General features: G+C 68.5%; 22 protein-coding genes and 1 pseudogene. 4 read left to right on the top strand and 19 right to left on the bottom strand.

The window, feature by feature from the left end; genetic code table 11:
• Positions 1-184 precede the first annotated feature (184 nt).
• Positions 185-919 carry a hypothetical protein gene (locus tag ABZ471_RS31605; RefSeq protein WP_359071182.1) on the bottom strand — a complete coding sequence of 245 codons (735 nt, stop codon included), beginning with the start codon at positions 917-919 and terminating at the stop codon, positions 185-187.
• A 178-nt stretch (positions 920-1,097) separates the two neighbouring features.
• Between ABZ471_RS31605 and ABZ471_RS31600 the strand changes: the two are divergent.
• From ABZ471_RS31600 to ABZ471_RS31590, 3 genes and pseudogenes are all read left to right on the top strand, one after another.
• Positions 1,098-1,175, top strand: a pseudogene (locus ABZ471_RS31600) (zinc ribbon domain-containing protein); the annotation flags it as partial.
• A gap of 183 nt (positions 1,176-1,358) precedes the next feature.
• On the top strand, positions 1,359-1,739 hold the full coding sequence (locus tag ABZ471_RS31595) for a hypothetical protein (RefSeq protein ID WP_359071199.1): 381 nt from the start codon (positions 1,359-1,361) through the stop codon (positions 1,737-1,739).
• A 158-nt stretch (positions 1,740-1,897) separates the two neighbouring features.
• On the top strand, positions 1,898-5,038 hold the full coding sequence (locus tag ABZ471_RS31590) for a DUF87 domain-containing protein (protein WP_359071180.1): 3,141 nt from the start codon (positions 1,898-1,900) through the stop codon (positions 5,036-5,038).
• 558 nt (positions 5,039-5,596) lie between these two features.
• On the opposite strand, the gene ABZ471_RS31585 is transcribed toward ABZ471_RS31590, so the two are convergent.
• From ABZ471_RS31585 to ABZ471_RS31505, 17 genes are all read right to left on the bottom strand, one after another.
• Positions 5,597-6,031 (bottom strand): NUDIX domain-containing protein, encoded by a 435-nt coding sequence (locus ABZ471_RS31585; RefSeq protein WP_359071178.1) that lies wholly within the window; start codon positions 6,029-6,031, stop codon positions 5,597-5,599.
• Between the two features lie 5 nt (positions 6,032-6,036).
• Positions 6,037-7,158 carry an adenosylhomocysteinase gene (locus ABZ471_RS31580; protein ID WP_359071176.1) on the bottom strand — a complete coding sequence of 374 codons (1,122 nt, stop codon included), beginning with the start codon at positions 7,156-7,158 and terminating at the stop codon, positions 6,037-6,039.
• Between the two features lie 31 nt (positions 7,159-7,189).
• Positions 7,190-8,188: an NAD-dependent epimerase/dehydratase family protein gene (locus ABZ471_RS31575; RefSeq protein WP_359071175.1), complete on the bottom strand. Its 999-nt coding sequence runs from the start codon at positions 8,186-8,188 to the stop codon at positions 7,190-7,192.
• Positions 8,189-8,223: 35 nt separating this feature from the next.
• Positions 8,224-9,060, bottom strand: coding sequence for an aminoglycoside phosphotransferase (locus ABZ471_RS31570; RefSeq protein WP_359071173.1), 837 nt, complete (start codon positions 9,058-9,060; stop codon positions 8,224-8,226).
• On the bottom strand, positions 9,057-9,713 hold the full coding sequence (locus ABZ471_RS31565; protein ID WP_359071171.1) for a histidine phosphatase family protein: 657 nt from the start codon (positions 9,711-9,713) through the stop codon (positions 9,057-9,059). The genes ABZ471_RS31570 and ABZ471_RS31565 overlap by 4 nt, the downstream gene beginning before the upstream one ends.
• Positions 9,710-10,471, bottom strand: a complete 762-nt coding sequence (locus ABZ471_RS31560) for a phosphotransferase (protein WP_359071169.1) — start codon at positions 10,469-10,471, stop codon at positions 9,710-9,712. Before ABZ471_RS31560 ends, ABZ471_RS31565 begins: the two co-directional genes overlap by 4 nt.
• Positions 10,468-11,316 carry a class I SAM-dependent methyltransferase gene (locus ABZ471_RS31555; RefSeq protein WP_359071168.1) on the bottom strand — a complete coding sequence of 283 codons (849 nt, stop codon included), beginning with the start codon at positions 11,314-11,316 and terminating at the stop codon, positions 10,468-10,470. Before ABZ471_RS31555 ends, ABZ471_RS31560 begins: the two co-directional genes overlap by 4 nt.
• A 31-nt stretch (positions 11,317-11,347) precedes the next feature.
• Positions 11,348-11,857: a topology modulation protein gene (locus ABZ471_RS31550; protein WP_359071166.1), complete on the bottom strand. Its 510-nt coding sequence runs from the start codon at positions 11,855-11,857 to the stop codon at positions 11,348-11,350.
• A 96-nt stretch (positions 11,858-11,953) separates the two neighbouring features.
• The gene (locus ABZ471_RS31545) at positions 11,954-13,006 is read right to left on the bottom strand and encodes a hypothetical protein (protein ID WP_359071164.1); all 1,053 of its coding nucleotides are present in this window, start codon (positions 13,004-13,006) and stop codon (positions 11,954-11,956) included.
• Positions 13,003-14,721 carry a carbamoyltransferase C-terminal domain-containing protein gene (locus ABZ471_RS31540; protein WP_359071162.1) on the bottom strand — a complete coding sequence of 573 codons (1,719 nt, stop codon included), beginning with the start codon at positions 14,719-14,721 and terminating at the stop codon, positions 13,003-13,005. The genes ABZ471_RS31545 and ABZ471_RS31540 overlap by 4 nt, the downstream gene beginning before the upstream one ends.
• Before the next feature lie 8 nt (positions 14,722-14,729).
• A complete protein-coding gene (locus ABZ471_RS31535) occupies positions 14,730-15,680 on the bottom strand; it encodes a thymidylate synthase (protein ID WP_359071160.1) in 951 nt (316 codons plus the stop codon).
• Positions 15,677-17,524 (bottom strand): hypothetical protein, encoded by a 1,848-nt coding sequence (locus ABZ471_RS31530; protein WP_359071158.1) that lies wholly within the window; start codon positions 17,522-17,524, stop codon positions 15,677-15,679. Before ABZ471_RS31530 ends, ABZ471_RS31535 begins: the two co-directional genes overlap by 4 nt.
• A complete protein-coding gene (locus ABZ471_RS31525; RefSeq protein ID WP_359071156.1) occupies positions 17,521-18,216 on the bottom strand; it encodes an HAD-IA family hydrolase in 696 nt (231 codons plus the stop codon). Before ABZ471_RS31525 ends, ABZ471_RS31530 begins: the two co-directional genes overlap by 4 nt.
• Before the next feature lie 34 nt (positions 18,217-18,250).
• Entirely contained in the window at positions 18,251-18,733 is a 483-nt protein-coding gene (locus ABZ471_RS31520) for a DUF6082 family protein (protein ID WP_359071154.1), read from the bottom strand.
• A 242-nt stretch (positions 18,734-18,975) separates the two neighbouring features.
• Positions 18,976-19,230 carry a hypothetical protein gene (locus tag ABZ471_RS31515; RefSeq protein WP_359071153.1) on the bottom strand — a complete coding sequence of 85 codons (255 nt, stop codon included), beginning with the start codon at positions 19,228-19,230 and terminating at the stop codon, positions 18,976-18,978.
• Positions 19,231-19,360: 130 nt separating this feature from the next.
• A complete protein-coding gene (locus ABZ471_RS31510; RefSeq protein ID WP_359071152.1) occupies positions 19,361-19,492 on the bottom strand; it encodes a hypothetical protein in 132 nt (43 codons plus the stop codon).
• Between the two features lie 449 nt (positions 19,493-19,941).
• On the bottom strand, positions 19,942-20,340 hold the full coding sequence (locus ABZ471_RS31505; RefSeq protein ID WP_359071197.1) for an ATP-binding protein: 399 nt from the start codon (positions 20,338-20,340) through the stop codon (positions 19,942-19,944).
• Positions 20,341-20,588: 248 nt separating this feature from the next.
• On the opposite strand from ABZ471_RS31505, the gene ABZ471_RS31500 reads away from it, so the two are divergent.
• The gene (locus ABZ471_RS31500) at positions 20,589-21,833 is read left to right on the top strand and encodes a helix-turn-helix transcriptional regulator (protein WP_359071150.1); all 1,245 of its coding nucleotides are present in this window, start codon (positions 20,589-20,591) and stop codon (positions 21,831-21,833) included.
• Positions 21,834-21,887: 54 nt separating this feature from the next.
• Here ABZ471_RS31500 and cutA read toward each other — a convergent pair whose 3' ends face one another.
• Positions 21,888-22,214, bottom strand: coding sequence for a divalent-cation tolerance protein CutA (gene cutA / locus ABZ471_RS31495; protein ID WP_359071149.1), 327 nt, complete (start codon positions 22,212-22,214; stop codon positions 21,888-21,890).
• Positions 22,215-22,494 lie beyond the last annotated feature (280 nt).

Genomic DNA, 22,494 nt, shown 5'->3' with positions numbered 1-22,494 from the left:
CTTCCCGACGGCCGCTTCCCTCACTTGCCCGCGGAAGCTGGACAGGACTACAGAGTCGATCACGTCACCTCGCCCCCGAATGCAGGGTTGGAACACCGACTCTTCCCCAGTCAAATAGGAAAATCGGTCGGATCGCAGGCCGCACCAATTAGTGGATCGCGCGCCAGAGCCGTGCATTGACGCGCTACGTCTTCAAGTTGGAGCTCACGCTACTTGAATGGGACTGGCTTCCTGTTTTGTGCCCATGTTCATCCTTGGTCGTGGTGTTGGTGTGAGTAATTCCCTTGTTGTCTGTCCATGATGTCGAGTCGGAACTCCCGGTTTTATGGTTATTGGCGTCACGGTTCTCGGTATGGGTATGCGTCACCCCCTTCTTGTCTGTATAGGACGTCGATTCGGAGCTGCCTGTCTTGTTCCCATTGGCATCGAAGCGGTCAGTGAAAGTGTGTGTCTTCCCGTCATTCGTCTTTACGGACGCCGAGTCGGAGCTGCCCGTCTTGTTTCCATTGGTGTCGAACTTGTCGGTATGGGTCCTCGTTACCCCATCCTTTGTTTCACTCTCCGACTTGGACGTTTCGGTGATTTTGCCACTGCCGTCCCTGACGGTAGTGTCGATGTTCGTCTTTCCGTCGGATCCTTTGGATGCACTGGAATCTACAGTGCCATTCGTCGATCCGCCGTGACTGTCCCTTTTCGTGAAGTCATCGTGGACGTCAATCGTTCTTCTGCCCATATCATATTCCAGCCGCTCCCTACCATTCTGAAAAGGGCGATCGACTGTTCGGTTCGCAACCTCGCCACGGTCCTGGGCACCGGATCGCGCGGCGTCCGATCTGCTCGCCTCGGATTCCCGGCTGTGGTCGTTCCGCACTTCCCCCATTTCACATCCTCCTTTCCTCAGGATGTAGTCATCACTCACGAAGGGCCCGGACGACGACCACCTAATTGGCTTCCCATCACACCTCTGTTGAGCTTTCCGGGCAACACGAGAAGCATGCAAGTGACCGTGGTGCCCCGTTCTCCGCTCGGTTTGGCTTCGCGTCACACCTCTGTTGAGCTGGTCTGCGAAAAGTTTGGTCCCGGAATAGACTGGCCCCATGGCCAGTTGGGTGGCATGTTCGCACTGTGGGGCATCGCTGACGCCGGGCGACCAATTCTGCAAGCGCTGCGGCCAGAGGGTCAGCACGGACCCAGGCCCGGAGGGGAGTGACCGTCCCCGTGGCGGTGCTTGGCGGCCATCGACACAGGGCAGCGGGTCGAGTGGCACGCCTCCCGCAGGCAGCTTCAGTCACGCGCCCCTGCGCCACTCCCGAGGGCCGACCGCTGTCGCGGACGGTACGACCATCGCGGAGGGACAGGTGCGTGCGATGCAGGTGCGGTCCGAGTACCGCGGAGAGAACCAGTCCGAAGCGATCTGGACCTTCCGCATCGAGCGGTACGACAACGCAGGGAACCGCACCCTGCTATTGCCGGTGGAGATGCGGGGTCGCACATTCGAGGGCTCCATCAGCGACGGTGACTGGGTGCGAGCCCGCGGGCGGATGCACTCCGGTACGTTGCGCGTCTCCCTACTGGAGAACCTGAGCACCGGAGCACATGTACGCGCCAAAGGCATATCCAAGGCGGCCTACATCGCAGCCATCACCATTTTCGTCCTTTTCGTCGTGGCGCTGATCATCTGGACTATCGTAGATTCTGGTAGCTCCGGAGGCCCGCCTCCCGACTTCCCAGAGCCATGACAACCAACGGCCTGACGACCACCAGTCTCGACCATCTGCAGTGGCTCGACTTTGAGCCGCCTCCACTGGCTGGGGGACGGCGGTCACCGCCTGGCTCTTCTTCTAGTCCGCAATGACCGACACCGGGCCCCCTCGGGCTTCTGAGAGCGAACAGCGCCATGATGATCGAGCGTCTGACCGTCGGCAGCCTGGACTATCTGCAGCGCTCCGACTCCGAACCGCCCTCGCTGACTGCCTCCGCCCCGTACACCGAGGCTCCGCCAGGGCTTCGGATCCTGGTTAGGGTCGAGAGCATTGGCCGGTACGACAAGGGCCGCCGACCCGGTGCGAAGGATCTGGTCGTCCCGGTCACTAGGGATCTGCTCGTGGGCCTGCACCAGTACCAGGTTCCGTTGGTGTTCCTGGCCGGGGGCGAGCCCGGGCGGGTAAGTCTGCGGATCGGAACCTGGCTTCCCGCCGGCGGACAGGTGCCTTCGGCCCGCCGGAACGGCCGTCTGCTGGAATCCGCGCTGCGGGCGCTGTATCCGGCCGTCGTCCTCGCCCCGGAGGAACCGGACACCGGCGGCTGGCCCGTGGGCGGCCTGGCGCTGGGCGTGCCCACGTTGAAGCCGACCGCGGACACGGACGGCTTCGGACAGCTCGATCGGCTCCTCCAGGGTCTAGGGAATGCCCGCTGGAGTGCACTGGTCCTCGCGCAGCCGGTGGCGGAGGAGGCCGTGCGCGAGCTGCGGATGAGTCTGATCAACGAGATGCGCTCGGTACAGACGGGTGTGGAGCTGAATGGAGTGCCCAGCCCACTTGCCGCGCACTACGTCGAACTGCTGGCGGGGCAGCTGCATCGTCTCACCGAAGGGCAGGGCACCGGCACCTGGCGCACAGCCGTGTATCTGCTGTCCGACGGTGACAGCTTCGCGGAGACCAGCAGTCTGTGGAGGGGCGTGTTCTCAGGGCGGGACTCCCTACCCGAGCCGGTACGCGTGTGGGAGCGCGAGGACGTTCCGGCGCTGGCGACGGCATGGGCACTGCCCGACCCCCTGGACCACGGTACGGCCCCGGGCCTGTATCACCGGCCGTTCGACCACCAGACGCTGCTGACGTCATCCCAGTTGGCGACGTACGTACGGTTCCCCGAGGCGGAAACGCACGGTTTTGGCATTTCCGAGATCCCCGATTTCGACACTGTGCCTCCGCCCCTCGATTCGGGCGCGATGATGCTCGGCTCGGTCGTTGAACGCTCTGCCGTCACATCAACCGGGTACGGGATCCACCCGGCCAAGCTGACCCGGCATGCCTTCGTCACCGGTGTCACCGGCTCCGGCAAGACGAACACGGTTTTCCATCTCCTTCGGCAGGCAGGCGCACTGAGGGTGCCGTTCCTCGTACTGGAGCCGGCGAAGACCGAGTACCGGGCACTTCTGCGGGATCCTCAGCTAGGTCCGGGGTTGCAGGTCCTCACGCTTGGTAACGAGAACGTCTCGCCCTTCCGTCTCAACCCCTTCGAGGTGCCCGAGGGCATCCCGGTCGCGGTTCACCTCGATCTGCTGCGGTCGGTGTTCAACACCAGCTTCGGCATGTGGACGCCGCTGCCGCAGATCTTGGAGACGAGCCTGCATGGTGTGTACGCCGACCGGGGGTGGGATATCACCACCGGCGGCAACCGACGCCTGGATGCCGGCGACTGCGCCGACGCCTTCCCCACGCTGAGTGATCTGGTCCGGAAGGTGGAGGAGATCGTCCCGCGGCTGGGTTATGAGGAGAAGGTCACCGGTGACATGCGCGCGGCGCTGTGTACCCGGCTGAACAGCCTGCGCACTGGCGGTAAGGGGTGCATGCTCGACACCCGCCGCTCGCTGCCGGTGTCCGACCTGCTTAGGCAGCCGACCGTGCTGGAACTCGAGGGCATGGGTGATGACGACGACAAAGCCTTCATGATGGGCCTGCTGATGATCCGGCTAGTAGAGCAGCGCCGCACCGAGGGCGACACGGAAGAACTCAAGCACCTCCTCGTCGTGGAGGAGGCCCACCGGCTGCTCGCCGACGTAGGCTCCGGTGCGACCCGCTCGGAGACGGAAGCGGACGTCAAAAGCAAGGCCGTGCAGACGTTTACCAGCCTTCTGTCGGAGATCCGCGCCTACGGACAGGGTGTCGTCGTGGTTGACCAGATCCCCACCAAGGTCGCCCGTGATGTACTGAAGAACACCAACCTGAAGGTCGCTCACCGCATGGTCGCCGGCGACGACCGCCAGGTCTTGGGCGATGCGATGGTGATGACCTCCCGTCAGGACGTGGCGATGGCCAGTCTGCCTGCCGGCCGGGCCGCGGTCTTCACCGACGGCGAGGACGCGCCCCTCCTCGTGCAAGTGCCGCAGGTCAAGGGCGGCTCTGGTACCTGGCCCACCGACACGGACGTGCGCGAGCACATGCGCGTGCAGGGAGCAGGACCGCTGCCGGCGTCCGGCGACTGCGACGGCGGATGCCAGGCCGACCCTTCAGCGTGCGAGGCGGCCCGTTCCCTCGTCGATGACCCACAAGTGCTCAGAACGTTCGCCCGGACGCTACTGTCCGCGGTGCTGACGCCGGGAGGACTGACCCGTACCTGGCCGGATGTGCTCGCAGCGGTCTCACCTTCGCTGCCGCCCTGGGTTGACGCGCCGACCGTATTGCACAGATTCGCACGCCATGCCTCTCGGCAGCTCGCCGACATCCGTGGGGCCCGGATGGGTTGGAGCTATGGCGAGACGACGACGATTGCCAGCCTCATCAGCCAGGTCGTGGGCGCACACCTCGACGGCGAACCGGCAGACACCGCCGTGGAGGAACTGCGGGAGGGGCTTCTTTCTCAACAAGGCGGCCGCTGCGGCCCCTTCCAGGATTGCCCCCGAATATGGGCAGGGCGACCGGACCCATGCTTGTGCCGTGCGCCGGTTGCCGAACTTGTCGCATCGGGCGACTTCGCGGAGGCATGGGCCACAGCTCGGAATTCCGACCGATCCTCAGACACGCCGGGCCGCCCTGCACTGTGGGACATCTGCAAGGACGCCTCCTATCAACTGGTGGAGTTTCCGGAGACGGACACGGACGCAGAGACGGCGTCACATCTCCGTGAGGCCGCAGACCGCGTGGCTCTGTGCTTCGCACAGCAGATGCTGACGTCCGAGCCCCAGGCGCATCCGGCAACCGTCCGCCGGGCGGTTGCCGACCTGCTGAGAGAGCCGAAGGCGGGTGGTCCGTCTGCAGAAGACGCGCCATTGCTCGGCACGCCGCTCGCGGAGCACCTACATGGGCTCCTGCCAGAGTGACTGCTGAGACGGAAGACTCATGCGGTATAAGGGCCAGGCAGAGACCACCAGCATGGACGAGGTCACCATCACTGAGGACCTCGCCATCATCCAGTGACTGATCAGCACCAAGCCGGACCTGCCGATCCCTTGCCGCGGACCCGGTCGAGAGGCAGACCGCGGACCGATACGGACGTCGCCGGGGCCGCCGCTGGCATGGGGGCGGCCCGCGGACTCGCTGTCGAAGAACGCGGTGAGGCCGGCCACCGCACATGCGGTCACCTCGTGACCTGCGGGGGAGAGATAGTCGGCGCCCTCCGGCAACCGAACCACACCTCCCAGTCGATCGCCCGGAGGCCCTGATCGATCGACAACCATATCTCTCTGTCACGAGGGCGCATGCCCGTCAGCATGGAGGGCTCGCAGAGGAGGGCGCGGGGATTTTCCAGAGGTGCAGCACCTTCTCCGCGGCCGCCCCTGGACCAGTCATTTGTCCGGTGCCCACACCCCAGCAACAGCGGACAGCTGAGGGGGGATCGCAGGCGCTCCCCTCACGCATCAGCTGCCGCCGGGTCAGGGTCAGCCCAAGCGTGCTGCCGAGATGGAGCAGACCTGTGAGGGACTCGCCGAATAGCGCAGGGTTGAAACACTGACTCTTCCCCAGTCGGGGACGTCCTCGTAGCCGGCGAGGGGAACGACGGCGCTGGGCGGGATGCCGGTCTCCTCGTGCAGTTCGCGCAGGGCGGCGTCACGCAGGTGCCGGTCAGCCGGTTCGTTGTGCCCGCCGGGCGCCAGCAGTTTCCCGGACGCCTTGTGTGCGATGTGCAACACGAGCCGTTCACCGTTGATGAGGATGGCGCTGCAGGTCACGTGGGCGGGGAAGGTCTTACGGCTGGTGGGGGCGTCCGTGCTGGCGAGCGCGGCGAACAGCAGGGGGAGGGAGTCGCGTTCGTCCGGGTGGCGGGCGAGGTACGCCTCGGTGACAGAGCGGACGTGGTCGGTGGAGGGAGGCACCGGAGTCATCTTTCGAAGTGGCGGAGCCAGGTTCTGGCGATGGCGTCGCGGTCGGCCGCCGGCATCACGTGCAGTCCGGGCTGGAAGCGGGCGTGGCTGAGTGCGGCGGTGGCGGCGAGTATCTCGGCCTGGACGAGATGGATGTAGGCGCCGACGGCGGCGCCGTGCACGAAGTTGACGGCACCCCCGTCGGCGAGAACGTAGAAGTAGTGGCCGGTGACCTCGTATCGCGTCAACTGGGCGCCGACGGAGTGGCGTTCGTAGAGGTCGTGAAGGCTGCCGAGTTCGAGTTCGTCCTCGGAAGAGGTCACCGATCCGAGGTACGCACCGTTCCGTAGGGCGGCGAAGTCCTCATGCCGAAGGGCGAGATTGCCGGTGGCGCACAGGACGAGTTCCGCGTCGCGGACGGCCTCGGTGGTGGACGCGCTGGTGCGGAAGCCTAGGGAGTGCGCCTGTACCCGCTTGACCGGATCGCTGTCGTACACGGTGACGCGCAGGTCTTGGGCGCGCAGGGTCTGGGCGATGGCGCGGCCGATCTTGCCGAAGCCGATGACGCAGGCGCTGCGGCTGGTCAGGATGTCCCCGCGGGCGCGGACGAGGGCGTCGGTGGAGAACACGATCGACCGGCCGACGAGGTGGTCCTCGCAGTCCTTGAGCGGGGAGCGGGCAACGGACACAACCGGGCACGGCAGGGAGTCGAGGGCCGCGTATCGCTGGTGACCGTTCTCGGTGTCCTCGACGACGCCGAGGATGCGGCCGGAGAACTTGTTCACGAGGGTGTCGAGGCGGGCTGCGAAGTACCCACCGATGTCCACCAGGACGACGTTCTGGCCGCCGGCCGTGTCCTCCAGGTAGTCCCGGGCCTGTGTCTCGTCGGTGAACCGCTCCCGGGTCAGGTCGTGGACCGGCAGGGTGCGGCGGACGGCGTCGAGGGTCGGCTGGTGGATCGATCGGGGCTTGGGGAGCACGGCGCCGACTGTGGACACCGCGGTCATCGCTCGCAGGAACGCTGGTCTTTCCGGGAGCAGGTGCGTGATGACCAGCGTCGTGATCGTCTCGCCGGCGGGGAACTGCGCGGTGATCCGCCGGAAGAAGGCGTCCAGTCGCGCTCGCTCGGGAGTTTCCATGAGCACTCCTCTCCGGCTCCGAGGCGTAGGGCTACGCGGCCCGGCTGTAGTCCGGAACCTGGGCAGCCAGGGCCTGCATGTGGGCGCGCAGTCCGCTGTGGAGGCCGACTCGCGGCTGCCAGCCGAGGACTTCTCGGGCGCGGCTGGGGTCGGCGCGGGTGAGGAGGACGTCACCGTTGCGCTCGTGGTCTTGGTGGAGCTGGATGTCGCGGCCGGTGAGGCTGGTGGCGATGTTGATCACGTCCAGCAGCGATGCGTTCGATCCGCCGCCGACGTTGATGGCGCCGTGTGCGGTCGGTACGACGGCGGCGGCGATTGTGGCGGCGACCGCGTCATCGATGTAGGTGAAGTCGCGGCGCTGGTGGCCGTCTCCGTACAGACGCAGGGGTTGTCCGGTCAGGGCGGCGTGCAGGGCGCGATGGGTGAACATGTCGGCGCGCTGCCGGGGGCCGTAGACGGTGAAGTACCGCAGGGCGACGACGCTGGGGCCGATGGGGCGCTCGGCGTAGGCGAGGCAGAGCTGCTCCTCGGCCAGTTTGGTCACGGCGTAAGGGGAGGCGGGCTTCGGGCGGTCGGCCTCGAGGCTCGCGCCGCCGTCGGTGGGACCGTAGACGCTCGAGGAGGAGGCAACGACCAGTCGGGGGACGCCGATGCGGGTGGAGGCTTCGAGGACGCGGTGGGTGGCCAGCACGTTGGACGCGAGGTAGTCGCCGAACTGCGCTCCCCAGGAGGGTCGTACACCGGGGATTCCGGCGAGGTGGAAGACCGCGTCCGCGTCGATCAGGAGAGGGTCGATCGCGCAGTGGAGGAGGTCGGCCGTGACGTGGTGGTATCCCGGGCGCCCTCGCAGCGCAGCGAAGTTGGCGGCGGCCGTGGGATCGGTGGACGGGTCTCGGCGGTCCACGCCGATTACGGTGGTGCCGGCCTGAACGAGGGCGAGTGCGAGGTGGGAGCCGATGAATCCGGCGGAGCCGGTCACCACGGCCCGTCGGGGGGCAGCGTTGGTCGGGGGCTGCTCGTGCTGTGGCACGGGGATCTCCAGAGAGGTGTCGTCGAAGGGGAAGATCAGCTGAGCCGGGACAGGACGGTTCTGCCGTGCTCGCTGAGGGCGGGGTCGTTCTCCTGGTGGCCCTTGACCAGGGCCGTGGCCGCCTCGATGGCGCCGAAGGACTCCAGGAGACGTCGTTCGGTGTCGTTCGGCGGCCGCCCGTAGCCGTCGAAGAAGGCGGTGCGGAGGTGGGGTGCGGCTTGCCAGCGTCGGAATTCGAGCCGCGCGAAGTCGCGGACGCGGGCGTCGTGTCGCATGTGCTCGAAGTCGCAGATGCCGAAGGTGTCGCCTATCAGCCAGTTGCGCGGCTGGTAGTCGAGATGGCAGACCGCGCTGTCCATGCGGCTGGTGCCCAGGATTGCCGCGTGGTGCTTCAGCAGGCTCTCCTCGGCCGTGTCGATCAGGCCGGTGTGGACGGCCCGGTCGATCCAGCGCTGGAAGCGCTCGGCGAGCGCTGCGCCGATGGCGCCACCCTGGGGCATGGAGGTGGCCCGGTGGAGCTTGCCGAGGACGTGGCCGGCCTCGTGATGGGCCAGTTCCTCCTCGGGTGAGCCTGGGGCCATGGTGTCCGCCCGATCGCCTCTGAGCGCGGTGAGCAGCAGGGTGAAGGTGGCGTCGTCACGGCCGACCAGCTTCGGCGCATGGGCGGTCAGATGGGTGCCCCATGCTCCGTAGGCGCGGAGTTCCCCGGCGTACCGGTCCCGTTCCGCGTGCTGCTTGGCGATGAAGTGACGCCCGTCGCCGGCCACCAGCCGCACGACCCGGGGCGGAAGCACGGGGTCCGGTGCGATCTCGACGGTGCTTAGGAAGCGGTGCGCCAGTCGGATCCGGGGGTCGTCCGATGTCGCGATCACGGGGTCGGCTCCGGCGTGAGGAGACTGAGGTGCTCGGTGTCGTTGTGCCGGTCGAGCATCCAGCGGGTCTGGCCCAGGCGATTGCGGTGGTGCTGCCAGCGGGTGATGGAGGCGTGGTTCTGGGTGAAGCCCGCCGGCGAGCCGATCGGGATGCCGAGCAGCAGTGTGTGTGCGGTGATCACCGTCTCCCCGTGGGCCGCGAAGATGATGCGCTTGCCGTGGTTCTCCTCGATGAGCTGGCTCAGATTCCTGCTGGCGCGCTTCAGGAACTCGTTCCAGGTGTCGGAGCCTGCGGCCCAGGGGGTGTCGGGATGCGCGTGCGGTCCGCCGTTGGCGGCCGTCTTCACCGCGTCCCAGGGCTTGCCGTCGGCATCGCCGTGGACCGGGCCGTCGAGACGGTCGTCGTGACGCACGGGGATCTGGAGCGTCTGGGCGATGATCTCGCCAGTCTGGACGAGGCGGATCCGCGGCCCGGTGTAGACCACGTCGAAGGGCTTCTTCAGGTGTTCGGTAGCCAGGCGACGCGCGGCCTGTTCGGCCTGGGCGTACCCGAGGTTGGTCAGGCCGGTGCAGGTGCGCGGGCCCCCGACGAGGCCGTCGGCGTTGCACTGGGCCTGGCCGTGCCGCACGAAGACGAGTTCGGTGGTGATCATGAGGCTCCTCGGTGGCGGAAGCGGAGGGGCAGGCTGTAGCGGTAGCCGTTGCGGCCGACGTACGGGGCGGTGAGCACGGCGTGCAGGCCCAGGAGGCTGTCGAGCTGGCCTCGGTCCGTCGTGCCCAGCCGGGCGTCGTGGCGTCGGGCTGCCGCGTTGTACGCGAGCAGGGCGGTGGTGACGGCTTGGTCCGTGAGCGGTCCGTAGGTCAGGTGGAGCGTCGCGATGAGCTTTGCGAGGTCGTAGCCCATCGGGGCGAGGGATAGGTCGTCGGTGTCGACGGCGACGATGTCCTGCGTGCTGGTGATGATGAAGTTCCGCGGGTTGCTGTCCTTATAGAAGGCGCATGGTCCCTGGGCGGTCGCTTCCAGCAGGCCGAGCATCGCGTGCAAGGCCGCCTTGTTCGGCAGGTAGCCCTGCTCGTGGCGTCGCCGTAGGGCGAACTTCCGGGGGCCGAGGTAGTCGTCGAACGTCGTGCCGTCCTGGAAGTGGTGCGGGGTGTCCAGGGACGCGGACCACAGATCGCTGGCCCAGGCGGCACCGTGGGCGTGGCCCAGCAGTTCTGCCACGCGAGGGAGGTCGTTGGGCTGTACGGAGCGGCCCTCGATCCGTTCGAACGTCAGGGTGTCCGGTCCGACGGTGTGGAGCGCCGGCTGCAGCAGTGGCTTTGCGTGCTCGTTGATCCACCGGTGGTTGCGCACAGCCCCCGCCGCGCGCTCCGGTGTCGCGTAGTGCTTGGTGAACGGCATGAGGTTCATGCCGGCCGTCCTTCGTTCGGCTCGGCGACGACGAAGGTGATGCGGGACCGGGTGGTGAGCGGCTGGTCGGGAAGGAATTCGTGCAGGGTCGCGGCCAGGACCTCGGGGTTGCCGTACAGGCCGGGCGCCAGGTCGTACTTGGGGTTGGTGGCCAGGTACTGCGCCGTGTGGTCGTGGCCGTCGAAGGTGAAGGCGTGTTCCTCGTCCAGGACGGCGATCACGTCGAGCGAGGAGGCGGCCAGGTCGGCGAGGTTGCCGCTGTGGGCTGCGGTGTAGAGGCTGTCGTGCTGGGCGGCTCGCGGGTCGAGGCCGGCGGAGGCGACCAGCTGGTCCATCTCCTGGTAGCTGTCGAGGCCCTTGGTGACGAGCACGGCTAGGCCCCCGGGGGCCAGGACCCTGGCGATCTGCGCGATGACGTTCCTGGGGTGCGGCGAGTGGTAGAGGCAGAACGCGGCGACGACGACGTCGCTCGACCCGGTGGGCAGTGGGAGGTCGTGGAAGTCGCCTTCGACGAAGTCCACCGTGGCGTCGGGCAGGTCTTTGGCGCGCTCGCGGGCCTGGGCGAGCAGCGAGGGGGCGGCGTCCAGGCCGACGACGCGCTGCGGCCGGAGCTGCTCGGCGATGACGAGGCTGCTCGTGCCGCGACCGCAGCCGATGTCGAGCACCACGCCAAGCCGGTCCGGCTGCCCGTGGTGGGTCTGCACCAGGCTGACGATCGTCTCGGGCACGGGGCGGCCGGCGGTCTTGGCACGCATCAGGGCGCTGGTCCGCCTGGCCAGCCGCGAGGCATGCCCGTACAGCTCCCGCTGCCGGGCGGGGTCCAGGAACGGGTTGGGCTCGTTCATGCCGCACCCCCTGACCGGGGGCGCGGGCCGTTCAGGACTGCTCGGCGGCTACCCTCCGCAGCCAGCGGCGCGTCTGGCGCCGGTTGGCCAGCAGCACCACATCGGCGCCGGAGCCGAACTCCTCGATCTTCGCCATCACGCGGGGCCGCATCTTGCGCCGGTACGTGGACACGTACTTGATCACGCCCCAGTGGATGCGGTTGTGCACCCCGTTGCCCTTGTGCCCAGCCCCGTGCCGGATCTGCCGGGAGAAGATCCCGTACAGCGCCGCCACGGTCGACACGTCCATCAGGACCACCGTGTCGCAGGCTTCGAGCCGTACCCGAAGCGTCGAGTTGTAGTTGCCGTCGATCACCCACCGCGGCTGCGCGACCAGCTCGCGCTGCACGTCGGTGAACTTGTCCATGGGCAGCGCGTTCCACTCGTCGTCGTAGAACGCGGCGTCCAGGTGCGTCACCGGGGCGTTGAGGATCGTGCCCAGCTCGCGGGCCATGTGGGATTTGCCGCTGCCTCCGCAGCCGACGATGGCGACCTTCTTCATGGTGCTCCAGCGTAGAGAGCTTCGGGTGTCCGGCGGGCCCGTCCCCCGGGACACGATCGGATGATCCAGGTGCCTGGGCCAATCGAGCGGTCTGCATCAGGCAGCTCCCTGCTCGGTCGCGTTGGTCCCGACGAGCCCGTGCAGGACGGACTCCAGGGTGTCGACCTGCTTGGTCAGGCCGAACAGGCTCAGGCGGTCCACACACGCGGCGATCAGGTCGGCGTGCTGCTGGGTGCTGGCGATCTCGCGCAGGTAGGAGAGGCGTTCGAGCACGTCTCGGCCGGAGCGCACGACCAGCTCCTGGGGGACGAACCGGTCGGCGAAGCGGATGTCCGCCGGGGCCAGCGGCAGGCACCCGGCAAGCACGGCCTCGAAGATGCGCTGGGTCATCTGCCCGACGGCGGAGTACCGCTCGGGCAGCATGAGAACGGTGGCCAGGGACCGGCTGTAGACGCCGGCGGCGGCCTCGAACGGGATCCGGCCCACGAAGCGGACGTGCGGCCAGCGGTCGGTCTTCGTCCATTTTCCGGCGACCAGGTGGTCGACGTGGGTGGCGGCCGGGGCGAAGAAGCGCTCGAAGGGCTCGTCCCGGTCGTACTGGTTGCCCACGTAGCCGAGCACGAGGTCCCGCCGCTGTGCCGCGAGGGCCCCGGGGTCGGCCTGGGCGACGAGGTCCTCGGCCACAGGGAAGAGGAGGGAGCGCGCGCCGGGGGTCGGCGCGAGCGCGGCCTCGCAGACGAGGGTGTGGGCCGTACGGCGCCACGCGCTCTCGGCCCGCAGGGTGCGGTCCTTGTCCCAGATCACGGTGGGCGTTCGGTGCCGGACCGTGAAGTGGTTGATGAGCTGGGCCTGCCGGTGGAGGTCGCAGGTGTGCCCCTCGGTCCCGCAGAGCGTGGTGTTGCGGCCGGGGATCGCCCAGCGCCATTCCAGGAACAGGACGTCGATGGCGGGGCTGCCGTCGTCGAAGGCGTACGCGTCGCCGAGGTCGTCGCCGGCTTCGAGGCGGTCGCGGTCGGCCTGCAGGAAGACGATGTCGTGCCCGCGGGCGAGGAGGGCGTCGACGAAGGGGCGTCGGTGGCTGCGTCCCCCGTCCGGGGTGTCGGTGACTCCGTTGCCGAGGAAGCCCCAGAAGCTGTATCCGATCTTCACTTGGTGATCCACCGCCCTTCGAGGAGCAGGGCGTCGAGTCCGGAGTTGGCCAGGCAGTCCAGTGCCATCTCGGGTGTCCCGCAGATCGGCTTGCCCTTGACGTTGAGGGAGGTGTTGATCAGCACGGGTACGCCGGTCCGGCGGCCGAAGGCGGTCAGGACCGCGTGCATGAACGGGTTCTGCGACCGGGTGACGGTCTGCAGGCGGGAGGTGCCGTTGGCGTGCACGATGGCTGGCACGCGCTCGCGCGTCTGGTCGGTCACCCCGGAGGCCATGGACATGTACGGCGCCGGCTGGCCGAGCGTGAAGAACTCGTCAGCGCGCTCGGCCGGGACCATGGGGGCGAAGGGCCGGAAGGGTTCGCGGAACTTCACGGTGACGTTCAGGCGCTCCACGACGCCGGGCTCCAGCGGGGAGGCGAGGATCGAGCGGTTGCCCAGGGCGCGCGGCCCGGCTTCGACGGCGCCCTGGAACAGTCCGGCGATCGTGCCGTGGGTCAACTGGTCGGAGAGGAACTCGGCGGTCTCGATGCCCAGGGTCTTCTGGCGGAGGCCGGGCCAGGGGGTGAGGTCGAGGGGCTGGTCCTCGTAGGAGGGGCCGAGGTAGCAGTTGCGGGCGATGCCGGCGATCGGGCGAGGGCTGCGCCGATCGACGTGCACGGCGAGGGCGGCACCGATCGCGGTGCCGGCGTCACCTGGTGCCGGCGGCACGAATACCTCGTCGAAGATGCCGGACTCGATGATCTTCCCGATGCTCACGCAGTTCGTGGCGACACCGCCGCCCACGCACAGGCGCCGGGAGCCGGTGAGCACACGGGCGCGGCGGGCGAGGTGCACCATCACCTGCTCGGTCCGCTCCTGGAGGGCAGCCGCCAGATCTCGGTGGACGTCCGTGAGTGGCTCGCTCGGGTGCCGCTCGGGGCAGGTCTCGGCGACGAACCGCCGCGATGTCCTCGCGTATCCCGACGTGAGGGTGCGCGTCGGGAAGTAGCCGGGGTCGATGTGGAAACCCGTTGATGTCGTGCGGACGGCCCTTGTGAACAGGTGGCGGAAGCGGGCGGGGTCGCCGAGGGCGGCCAGCGCCATGACGGTGCCTTCCTCGTCGCCCCGGCGCCAGCCCAGGTGCTCGGTGACGGCGCCGTACACGTACCCCAGGGAGGCCGGGTCGTTGATCGCTTCCAGCGTTCGGGCGCGGGGGTGATGAGTGCCGTGGCCGTGGGCGATGGTGGTGGTCTGCCGCTCGCCGAGGCTGTCGACCACGAGCACGGCGGCTTCCTCCCAGCCGGAGGCGGCGAAGGCGGTGAGCTGGTGGGCGCGGTGGTGGAGGACCGGCGTGACGTGGGCAGAGGGGAACTGATTGCCGAGGACACGCAGCCGCCGTCGGGTACGCAGGGCGACCTTGGCGAACCCGTGGGCGCGCGCCAGGCTCCGGTCGCGCGTCGTCGGCGAGAGCGCCATGCGCAGGGCGGCGGGCGACTCAGCGAGGTAGCGGGCGGGCTGGAAGTTGTAGGCGACGGCGTCCACGTCGGCGGCGCTCAGCTTGGCCTGGTCGAGGAGCCATCCCACGGCGCGGGCCGGATAGAGCTTGGTGTGCTTCTGCTCGGAGAGGCGCTCCTCCTCGACGAAGCCGACGAGTTCACCGTCCACGAGAAGGGCGGCCGACGAGTCGTGGGTGTACGAGCACAGGCCGAGGACGCTGGTAGGCGTGCGCTTCATGGCGGCGGTCACCTTGCCCCAGCCGTCGCGGCGCGCTTGGCCGAGCGCCGCTTCAGCTCTCCGTACCATGCGGTGAGGGCCTGGCCGAGGGGTCCGTCGATCCTGTCGGCCGCCCGCCATGCCTGCTCGTGCTTGCCGTCCTTCCACAGCCGGTAGCTGCGCAACGTCTCGGCCATCGCGTCCCAGCCGGGATGGCCGGTCACGTCGCGGGCCTCGACCTGGTCGAGCAGGCCGGCCAAGCCCGTCCAGGGCGTTCGCAGGTCGGGCATGATCGGGCTCGCCGAGAGCGAGGTCAGCGCGTCGGCCTGTTCCACGTGTTCGTCGTAGATGTGCAGCGAGCCGATGTGCAGGTGGAACTCGCCCAGTTCCGCGTCGAGCCACCCAGCGACCAGCTCGTGCAGCACGGTGTAGAAGAACAGGTCGTACGGCATGCCGATCCACACGTCCTGGCCGCGCATCATGGTCGACATGTGCAGGCGGCCGGCGCGCAGGTGGAACCGGAACCCGAGGGTGCAGGGCACGTCCTTGTGCCCGGCGGCGTCCTGGGCCGGGTCGTAGAGCTGGATCAGGGCTCGCCGGGAGTCGGGGTCCGCCTGGAGGATCTCCACGACGCGGGCCAGTTGGTCCACCTTGCCGCCCCAGTTCCGCATCCTGGGTCCGTACGCCCCCAGAAGGACGCCGTCGTCGGCGAACTGCCGCAGCCGGTCGTTGTAGTCGAAGATCCACGAGGCGTCGGATCCGGACAGGTGCCAGACCGTCTCGGCGACCGCGAAGGCCGGGTTCACGATTCGGGCCGGCGGTGTGTAAAGCAGGCGGGCGCGCGGCTGGGTGAGCAGCAGGTGCACGTCACGGACTTCGCGGGTGGCCATGCCCCGGGGGCTGACCTTCTCGCCGGACTTCGCCAGCGTGACGGCGCCGGAGAACAGCTCGGCCATGCTGTCGGCGGTGAGGTGTGTCATCGGACGGATGCTCCTTCGTCCTGGGGCGACGCAGCGGCGCCCGCATCTTGGTGGATGGAATTGCCGGGCCCTGTGGCGGATGCGGCGCGGTCGGTGATGAGGCGAGCGATCCGAGCCGCGCTGTCGCCGCGCCACCGGCACACCGCGTCCAGGGCCGTCTGCGGGATCGGCGTACGTGCCTCGCGCAGTGTGGAAAGCGCTTCGGCGACGCCACCGGCGTCGTGGCACCGGGTCGCGAGACCGTGACCGGCCAGGGCCAGCGTGCGTTCGCCCGGTGGGCCGATTTCGAGGACCGGGACGCCGAGCAGCGCGGCTTCGATACCGCACGTCGAGTACGCGCTCGCCATGGCGTCAGCGCCGGCGAGGCAGCCTCGTGCTCCGACCCGGGGATCGGCCACGGCGACAGGCGGCCCGCCGTCCCGCTTCATCAGAGGGGCGAAGGCGTCGGCGCCCTGCGCCGGGTGTGGAGCGATGACGAGACCCCAGTCGCCGTCCGCCTTGCCGAGTCCGTCCAGGAGGAGGTCCGCATGGGACTTGAGGTGATCGGGGCTGAAGGGCTGGCAGGCCCACACCGCTATCCGGGCGGGTGCGCGGCGGCCACCCGGAGCCAGCAGCTTCTCCAGGTACCGCCGCTGCGCCTCGCGGCCCAAGGCGGCGAGTACGTCGAAGCGGGGCTGTCCGAGTACGTGCACCTCGGCGTCGGGGTGGCGCACCCACGCTCGCCCCAGAGCGAGGTCCCGTTCGCCCATGACGATGATGTCGCGGCTGTGCAGTGCCGGCCAGGCGGCAGATTCCGCCGTCCACGCCCCGTGCTGGACGTGTACCGAGTTCGCGCCGTGTCGTTCGGCGGCGTGCGCGGCAAGCACGCCGAGGGGGCTGGTGTCGTTGCTGAGGAGGACGGTATGCGGCCGGGTTGTCGACAGCAGGTCGTCGAGCCAGCTCTCCGCCCGCACTAGGGTCCGCCACGACGGCTGGGTGCAGCCCCCGCTGGTCTCGAGCAGCACGGACAAAAGCCCTACGAGCCGTGCGAGTTGAACATCGTGGCCTTTTATGTGGACGGCGTGCTCGTCGTCGGGCAGGTGTAGGCCCCTGACGGTGCCGGAGAGGGTGAAGAGGTCGCTCGGCGCCGAGCGCAGTTCGATGCCTGTGACCGATCCGGCGGTGCACCGCTCTACGGGGTCGGTGGCGAGATCGAGCAAAAGACTCTTCTGCCCGTCGCATGCCAGTTCGACGAGAACCGGCATTAGCGTGGCAGCGTGGCGGGAGGTCCAGGACAGCGCCAGGACGTCCCGCCGTCCGAGGTTCGAGGAAAGTGGGCTCGGCTCCGTCTTCGCCGTGCCTGCCCGGGCGCGGTTGCGTAGCTGGGCGGAGCGGGTCGGGTTGTGCGGTGCCGCTGCCCCGAGCAGGTACGCGATGCCGGACCAGGTAACGGTGTACGCCAGGTACTCACGCGAGCTGCTCGAACGCAGTCCCACGAGCCCCTCGTACGGGGCCAGGGCCAAGGGCCCCGGCGCCGACGCGAACGGCTCCCAGGCGTTCAGGGCCAGGAGCTTGCGCACGATCTCGGCGACGAAGCGCCGCACGGGAACGTGCTGGACGTGGAGCCAGCCGGCTCCGCCCGGAGTGGAGGCGAGCGAGGTGCCGTAGCGGTCGAGGGCAGCCATGACGTCCTCAACGCAGGCGCGCAGTTCCTGCCGCTCGACGGCCGTCGCTTCCAGTTCCGCGGTGTGGACGTGGTCGGTTCGCGCGTGCGCCAGGGTGCCGCTACCGACGAGAGCCCATGTCGGCTTCCCGGCGAAGGCGGAGCGGACCAGGCCCAGACCACCAGTCGTGAGGGGACTCACACCATGCTCCCCTCGACGGGCTGCTCGGCGGGGCGGAGAAGGCGCAGCAACTCCCCGGGCGAAGCGGCCATCTCGGGTGCGGGAGCCGTGGGCTGCCCGTATCCCCATCCAGCGTGGATATAGGCGACCCCGGCGCGTGCGGCCGACTCCTGGTCGACCGCCATGTCCCCCACGTAGACGGCGGCAGCGGGATCGACTTTCAGGTCGACCAGGGCGAGGAGAAGCGGATCCGGGGCGGGTTTCGTCCGGCCCGCCCCCGCGGGTGTGCGGATGGTCGCGAAGGGGCATCCGAGGCGCGCGAGGAGAGGGGCCGCGCGGTCGACGTGCTTCGAGGTCACCACACCCAGCCGCCAGTCGGCGGCCACGAAGGCGTGGAGCATCTCGACGATGCCGGTGAACTCCTGCGCGAGGTGGGCGGCGGCGACGGATTCCGCTTCGTACGTCCGGCGGACTGCCTCGGCGTCGGTCACGCCCAGTCGCTGCATGATGTCGCCGAACTCGCGGCCCAGGTGGCGCTCGTAGTCGTGGAACGGCAGGGTGACGCCGTGCAGCTCTTGGACCTTCCGCCACGCCTTCCGCATCACCGGACGGGTGTCGAGCAGGACGCCGTCGAGGTCAAGGAGAAGAGCGTGCGACGTGTGGTCGCTCGGCGCGGGCGGAGCTGGTGGCGATTCGGGAGCGGGAAAGGTCATGATCGTCCTTCTCGTCAGGGGTGGCCGTCGCGCCTCAGAGGGCCGAAGCCGGTTCGAGTTCGCACTCGGGGTACTGATCCGGGCCGCCGGCCTCCTCGAAGGCCGCGTTGAGCAACGCCACGTGCATGCGGTCGCGCTGGCCTCGGGACTGCCGAGCCCGCCCATGGCGGGACAGGGCCCACGCCTTGAGGGCCGTCGGGTCCTGCATGAAGTTCTTCGCGTTCTGCCGCAGCACGGCAGGTGTGAACACACCGAGGTTGAGGCCGGTGCGCCAGAACTCAAGCCGCCACTGGCACATCAGAAGAGGACACGATTCACCCTCTCTGACATGATAAGGGTGGTTTCGCGACCATATCGGGCCCAAGTCCGGGTGTGTCGTCGGGACTTCGAGCATGCGGCCGTGGGCCTGGTGCACCGCCATCTCCAGGAACTGGCGGTGGTGCAGGTGCCGCTGGGCGGTGTGCACCGCGGACGCGATGGCGATGGTGGCGGCCAGAGCGAGAACGGGACGGTTCATCTGCAACCTTTGCTCGCGGGTGGGTGGGGATGATGTGGGGGTGTCGCGCTCCTCTGGCGAAGCGCGTGGGCGACGGCTGAAATGGCACGCATACGTCGGGCGAGGCTGGAACGAGGAAACCGCTGTCGGGGGCCGTGACGGGACGATGAATTCGGATCACTCACGGTTCACTCATCCGCTCAACAGCCCTATGGAGACCAGTGGTGGTCAGGGTCCAGGCGATGGGCGGCCCAACAGGGGCCTCATGCTGCGTCCGGCGGACCGTCCGTCGAAGGCGAGTCCGCTCCGTTCTCCGAGACCGGCAGGCGAGAGAGCCGGTGGAAGCGAGAGAGGTTGAAGCCGCCTCCCTGCACCTCGCCGGCAGCAACGGCAAAGAGGTCGAGACCGGCCTCGCTGGGCGGTTGCGGGGCGGCCTCCTGGATCGCGAGGAGGGCTTCGCCCTGCTCGCGGTGCGGTAGGAGCCGCGGCGCCCGGTCGGTGTGTCCCTCGAATGTCATGGTGGCCCCTTGGTCAGGTGGTCTTTAAGGTGATGGCGAGCACGGCGCACACGGTGGCCACGAGGAGGACTTGGGCGCTGATCTGCCTCCAGCCCCAGCCCTTCCTGTCCATCCAGCGCAGCGGACGCCTTCAAGTCGGCGCGCTGGGCTCCTCGGAGATCACGAGGTGGACAAACGCCCGGCACTGCTCGCCCAGATGCATGATCACGGCGTGGTACTCGTCGTCATCGGAGCTGATGTTGTGCCGGTCGAGGACGATCACGCCCTCCGCCAAGCCGTCCCGGAGCTGCCGCTCGGCTTCCCGCCAGCCAGGACGCTGCCAGGGAGGCGTGTAGACGCTCCGGCTCGCACGGGAGGCCGGGGAAGTACGTCGTGGGCACCGGGACGGCCACATCGTGGAGCCGAGCGCCGATCGCGTAACCGTGCTGCTCGGCCTCGGCCTGTAGCGTGCCCCAGTCCTCGTCGGGTCGGGCCCCGGACTCGGCACCAAGCTGTACGCCAGCAGGCGCAGCGGCTGGTCGCCCGTCCGGAGATCCCGTTTGTCGACAATCAATCGGTAGAAGTGCTGGCGGATCTCGCGGAGTTGGCCAGTCCGGGACTGCCGCTTCGAGGGGTGTGGGGCGCGGGACCGCCTCGGGCGATTCTTGCTGGCAACCGACCAGTCGCCAACTACCTGAGTCTCCCGATTCAGGCCGGGGGTAGCCGCGGGGCTCAACACGTCGGATCCAGGGTTGGCTGCGTCGTGCGCCGACATGGTGTCTCCGTAGGGGTGGGGATGACCGCGTATGTAGTCCGGCCGTCGTCGGCCACGCCCCACCGAAGTGACACAGACGCAACAAGGAGCAGCCCTCGACCGCCGTGGTCGTTGGCGCCTGCGCGTCGTCGCCTGGCCGGGGTACTGCTGCCGTCTTTGACCTCGATCCGGAGCTGGTGGTTGTCGTGCCACACCCGCAGCCGCACAGCCCCAGAGCCGTGGCTGATCGCGTTGGTCACCAACTCCGAGACGACGAGCTGGGCGTCTTCTGTCGGGGCATTCGGCAACGACCACTGCCTCAGCACGGCGACTGTGGTTCCTCGCGCTTGAGCGACGTGGATTCCCGCCGGTTCCATGACCATCTCGAAGACGCGAGACGTCAGCGGTCGCCCGGAGGGTGCACTGCCGGCGGCAGTGCACCCTCCGTCGTTCCTCTCAGGTCGGGGCAACGATGCTGCCCGGTGCGTGGTCATGTGCCCATCGCACCGCGGCCTCGCGATCCGGAACAGGGGAAACCCGAGGGGGGAAATCTTTGTCAAGGGGGAAAAACCAAGGGGGAGTTGGGGAGAGGATTGGATTTCCCCCACCGATAGAGGTCAGACTCATGGCAGTAGATCCGTTCGCCGAACTACTCCGTCAGCTGCGCTGTAACGCGGACCGATCGCAGGACGAGCAGGCGGATGCGATCAACGCGGCTTCCGGCCGGGCGACGGTGACTCGCCGCGAGGTCAGTCGGTACGAGAATGGTGAAAACGTCCCTACGAACCACACACTGGGACACATCGCCGTGGCCTGCGGCATCCCGTTGGAGCCGCTGCTGCGCGAGGCGAAGGCCGCCCGAGGCAGGCGGCGAAAGAGGGACGAGGTTGAAGGGGAGGACCTGGACGACGTGAAGCGCCGAACGCTGCTGGGAGGCGCCGTCGTCGGCGCAGCTGCGGCTGCTGAGCCGTGGGGTCGGCTCGCCTACGCGCTCAGCAAGGGTGCCAGGATCGACCCCGAGTCGGCGGGCGTGCTCATCGATCACGCGGCCCGGTTGCATGTGGACGAGCTGAGCGAAAGCGCACGCAGTCTGCAGAGTCGGGTCGAGTCGCACCTGGACGCGATCACCGCGGCCCTTCCCCGCGCTGGCACTCACGAGCGAGCGCTGACCATTGCGGCAGGGGAAACCGCAGCTCTTGCTGGGTGGGTCGCTTGGGATCTCGGGGAGCACGATAAGGCTGCCGCCTATTACGGGGCGACCTCGGAGTGCGCGAAGAAGGCCGGGCATCCCCCTCTGCGCGCCTTGGCGCTGGGCTACGCCAGCTACGGTGCCGCCACACCGACCAAGGCGCTGGAGATGCTGTCACAGGCAGCTCAGGATGTGCGCGGGCGAGGCAACGCAACCGCTGCAGCGTGGGCCTTGGGGCGGTATGCGGAGGAGGCGGCTCGATCAGGAGACGATGCCGGCGCTCTCCGAGCCCTGGAGCAGGCACGATTCGCATACGACTTCGCCGACCATACGAGCGAGCAGGCGTGGGTCCGTTTCGTGACGCCGTACCGCATGGACTCGCTGACCCTCTCGGTGTACGGCGAACTCCAGCGCCAAGAGCTGACGGCCACCGCCGACTCCGCGGTCGAGCGCCTCGGTAAGGAACTGCCCGACTCCGGAGTGGTTGTCCTCGGGGACTTGGCCTCTGCCCTTCTGCGCGGCGGTGACGTAGACCGCGGGGCCTACGTCGCGCACCAATTCGCAGCGGCAGCGGAGTCCAAGCCGAACACCATGGGACGTCAGCGGGCGCAGGCCATCGCCGCCGGGCTCCCCGACACGGAGCACGATCTGGCCAGCCACCTGTTGGCGTTCGCGTCGTGAGCCGTCCTCGCGTGCAGGCTCGCTGAGAGTGAGGCGCTGGAAGGGTGTTCGCCCCTACTGCGGGTGCGTCTCGTCGACCACCCAGGACAGGTACGCCTCCGACCCTCCGGTCACGGGCAGCGTGACCCACTGGGGGACGTCATACGGATGCTTCTCGTGCAGCCACGCCTCCAGCGCTGGGAGACGGTCCGTCGACGTCATGTACGAGATTCGCCACTCCCGTGCTGCTTCGATCTTCCCCTTCCACCAGTAGAAGGCGGTGATCGGCGCATCGATGTGAACGCCCGCTGCCAGCTTGCTCTCAACCGCGCCTCGGGCGAGAGCCCTCGCCTGATCTTCGTTGTCACTGGTCGTCTGAGCGATCACGATCCCGTGGTCCATGCGGGCTACCTCTCCAGCTCGGGTACCGCGACCCTACCCAGCGGAGCGGCAGGCCATGGTCTGGAGGTACCCGGACTGCATCTCCTCGTCGAGGAATCGCTCCACGTAGTCCCGCTCCTCCTGGGACGCGGCCGCCAGTTCGTCGGCGTAGCGCTCCCGTGCCCTGCGCGGGCGTCAGCCCGTCTCGGCAGGACCGGGAGATCCGGGTGAGGAGGACTGCTCGCCCGAAGTACTCCAGGTCGTGTGCGGCGACTTCCTCCAACAGGGTCGGCTCGACGTG

It is taken from the genome of Streptomyces sp. NPDC005728 (genome assembly GCF_040630895.1).
Classification (GTDB): domain Bacteria; phylum Actinomycetota; class Actinomycetes; order Streptomycetales; family Streptomycetaceae; genus Streptomyces.
This window is presented reverse-complemented; position numbering and strand designations above follow the sequence as displayed.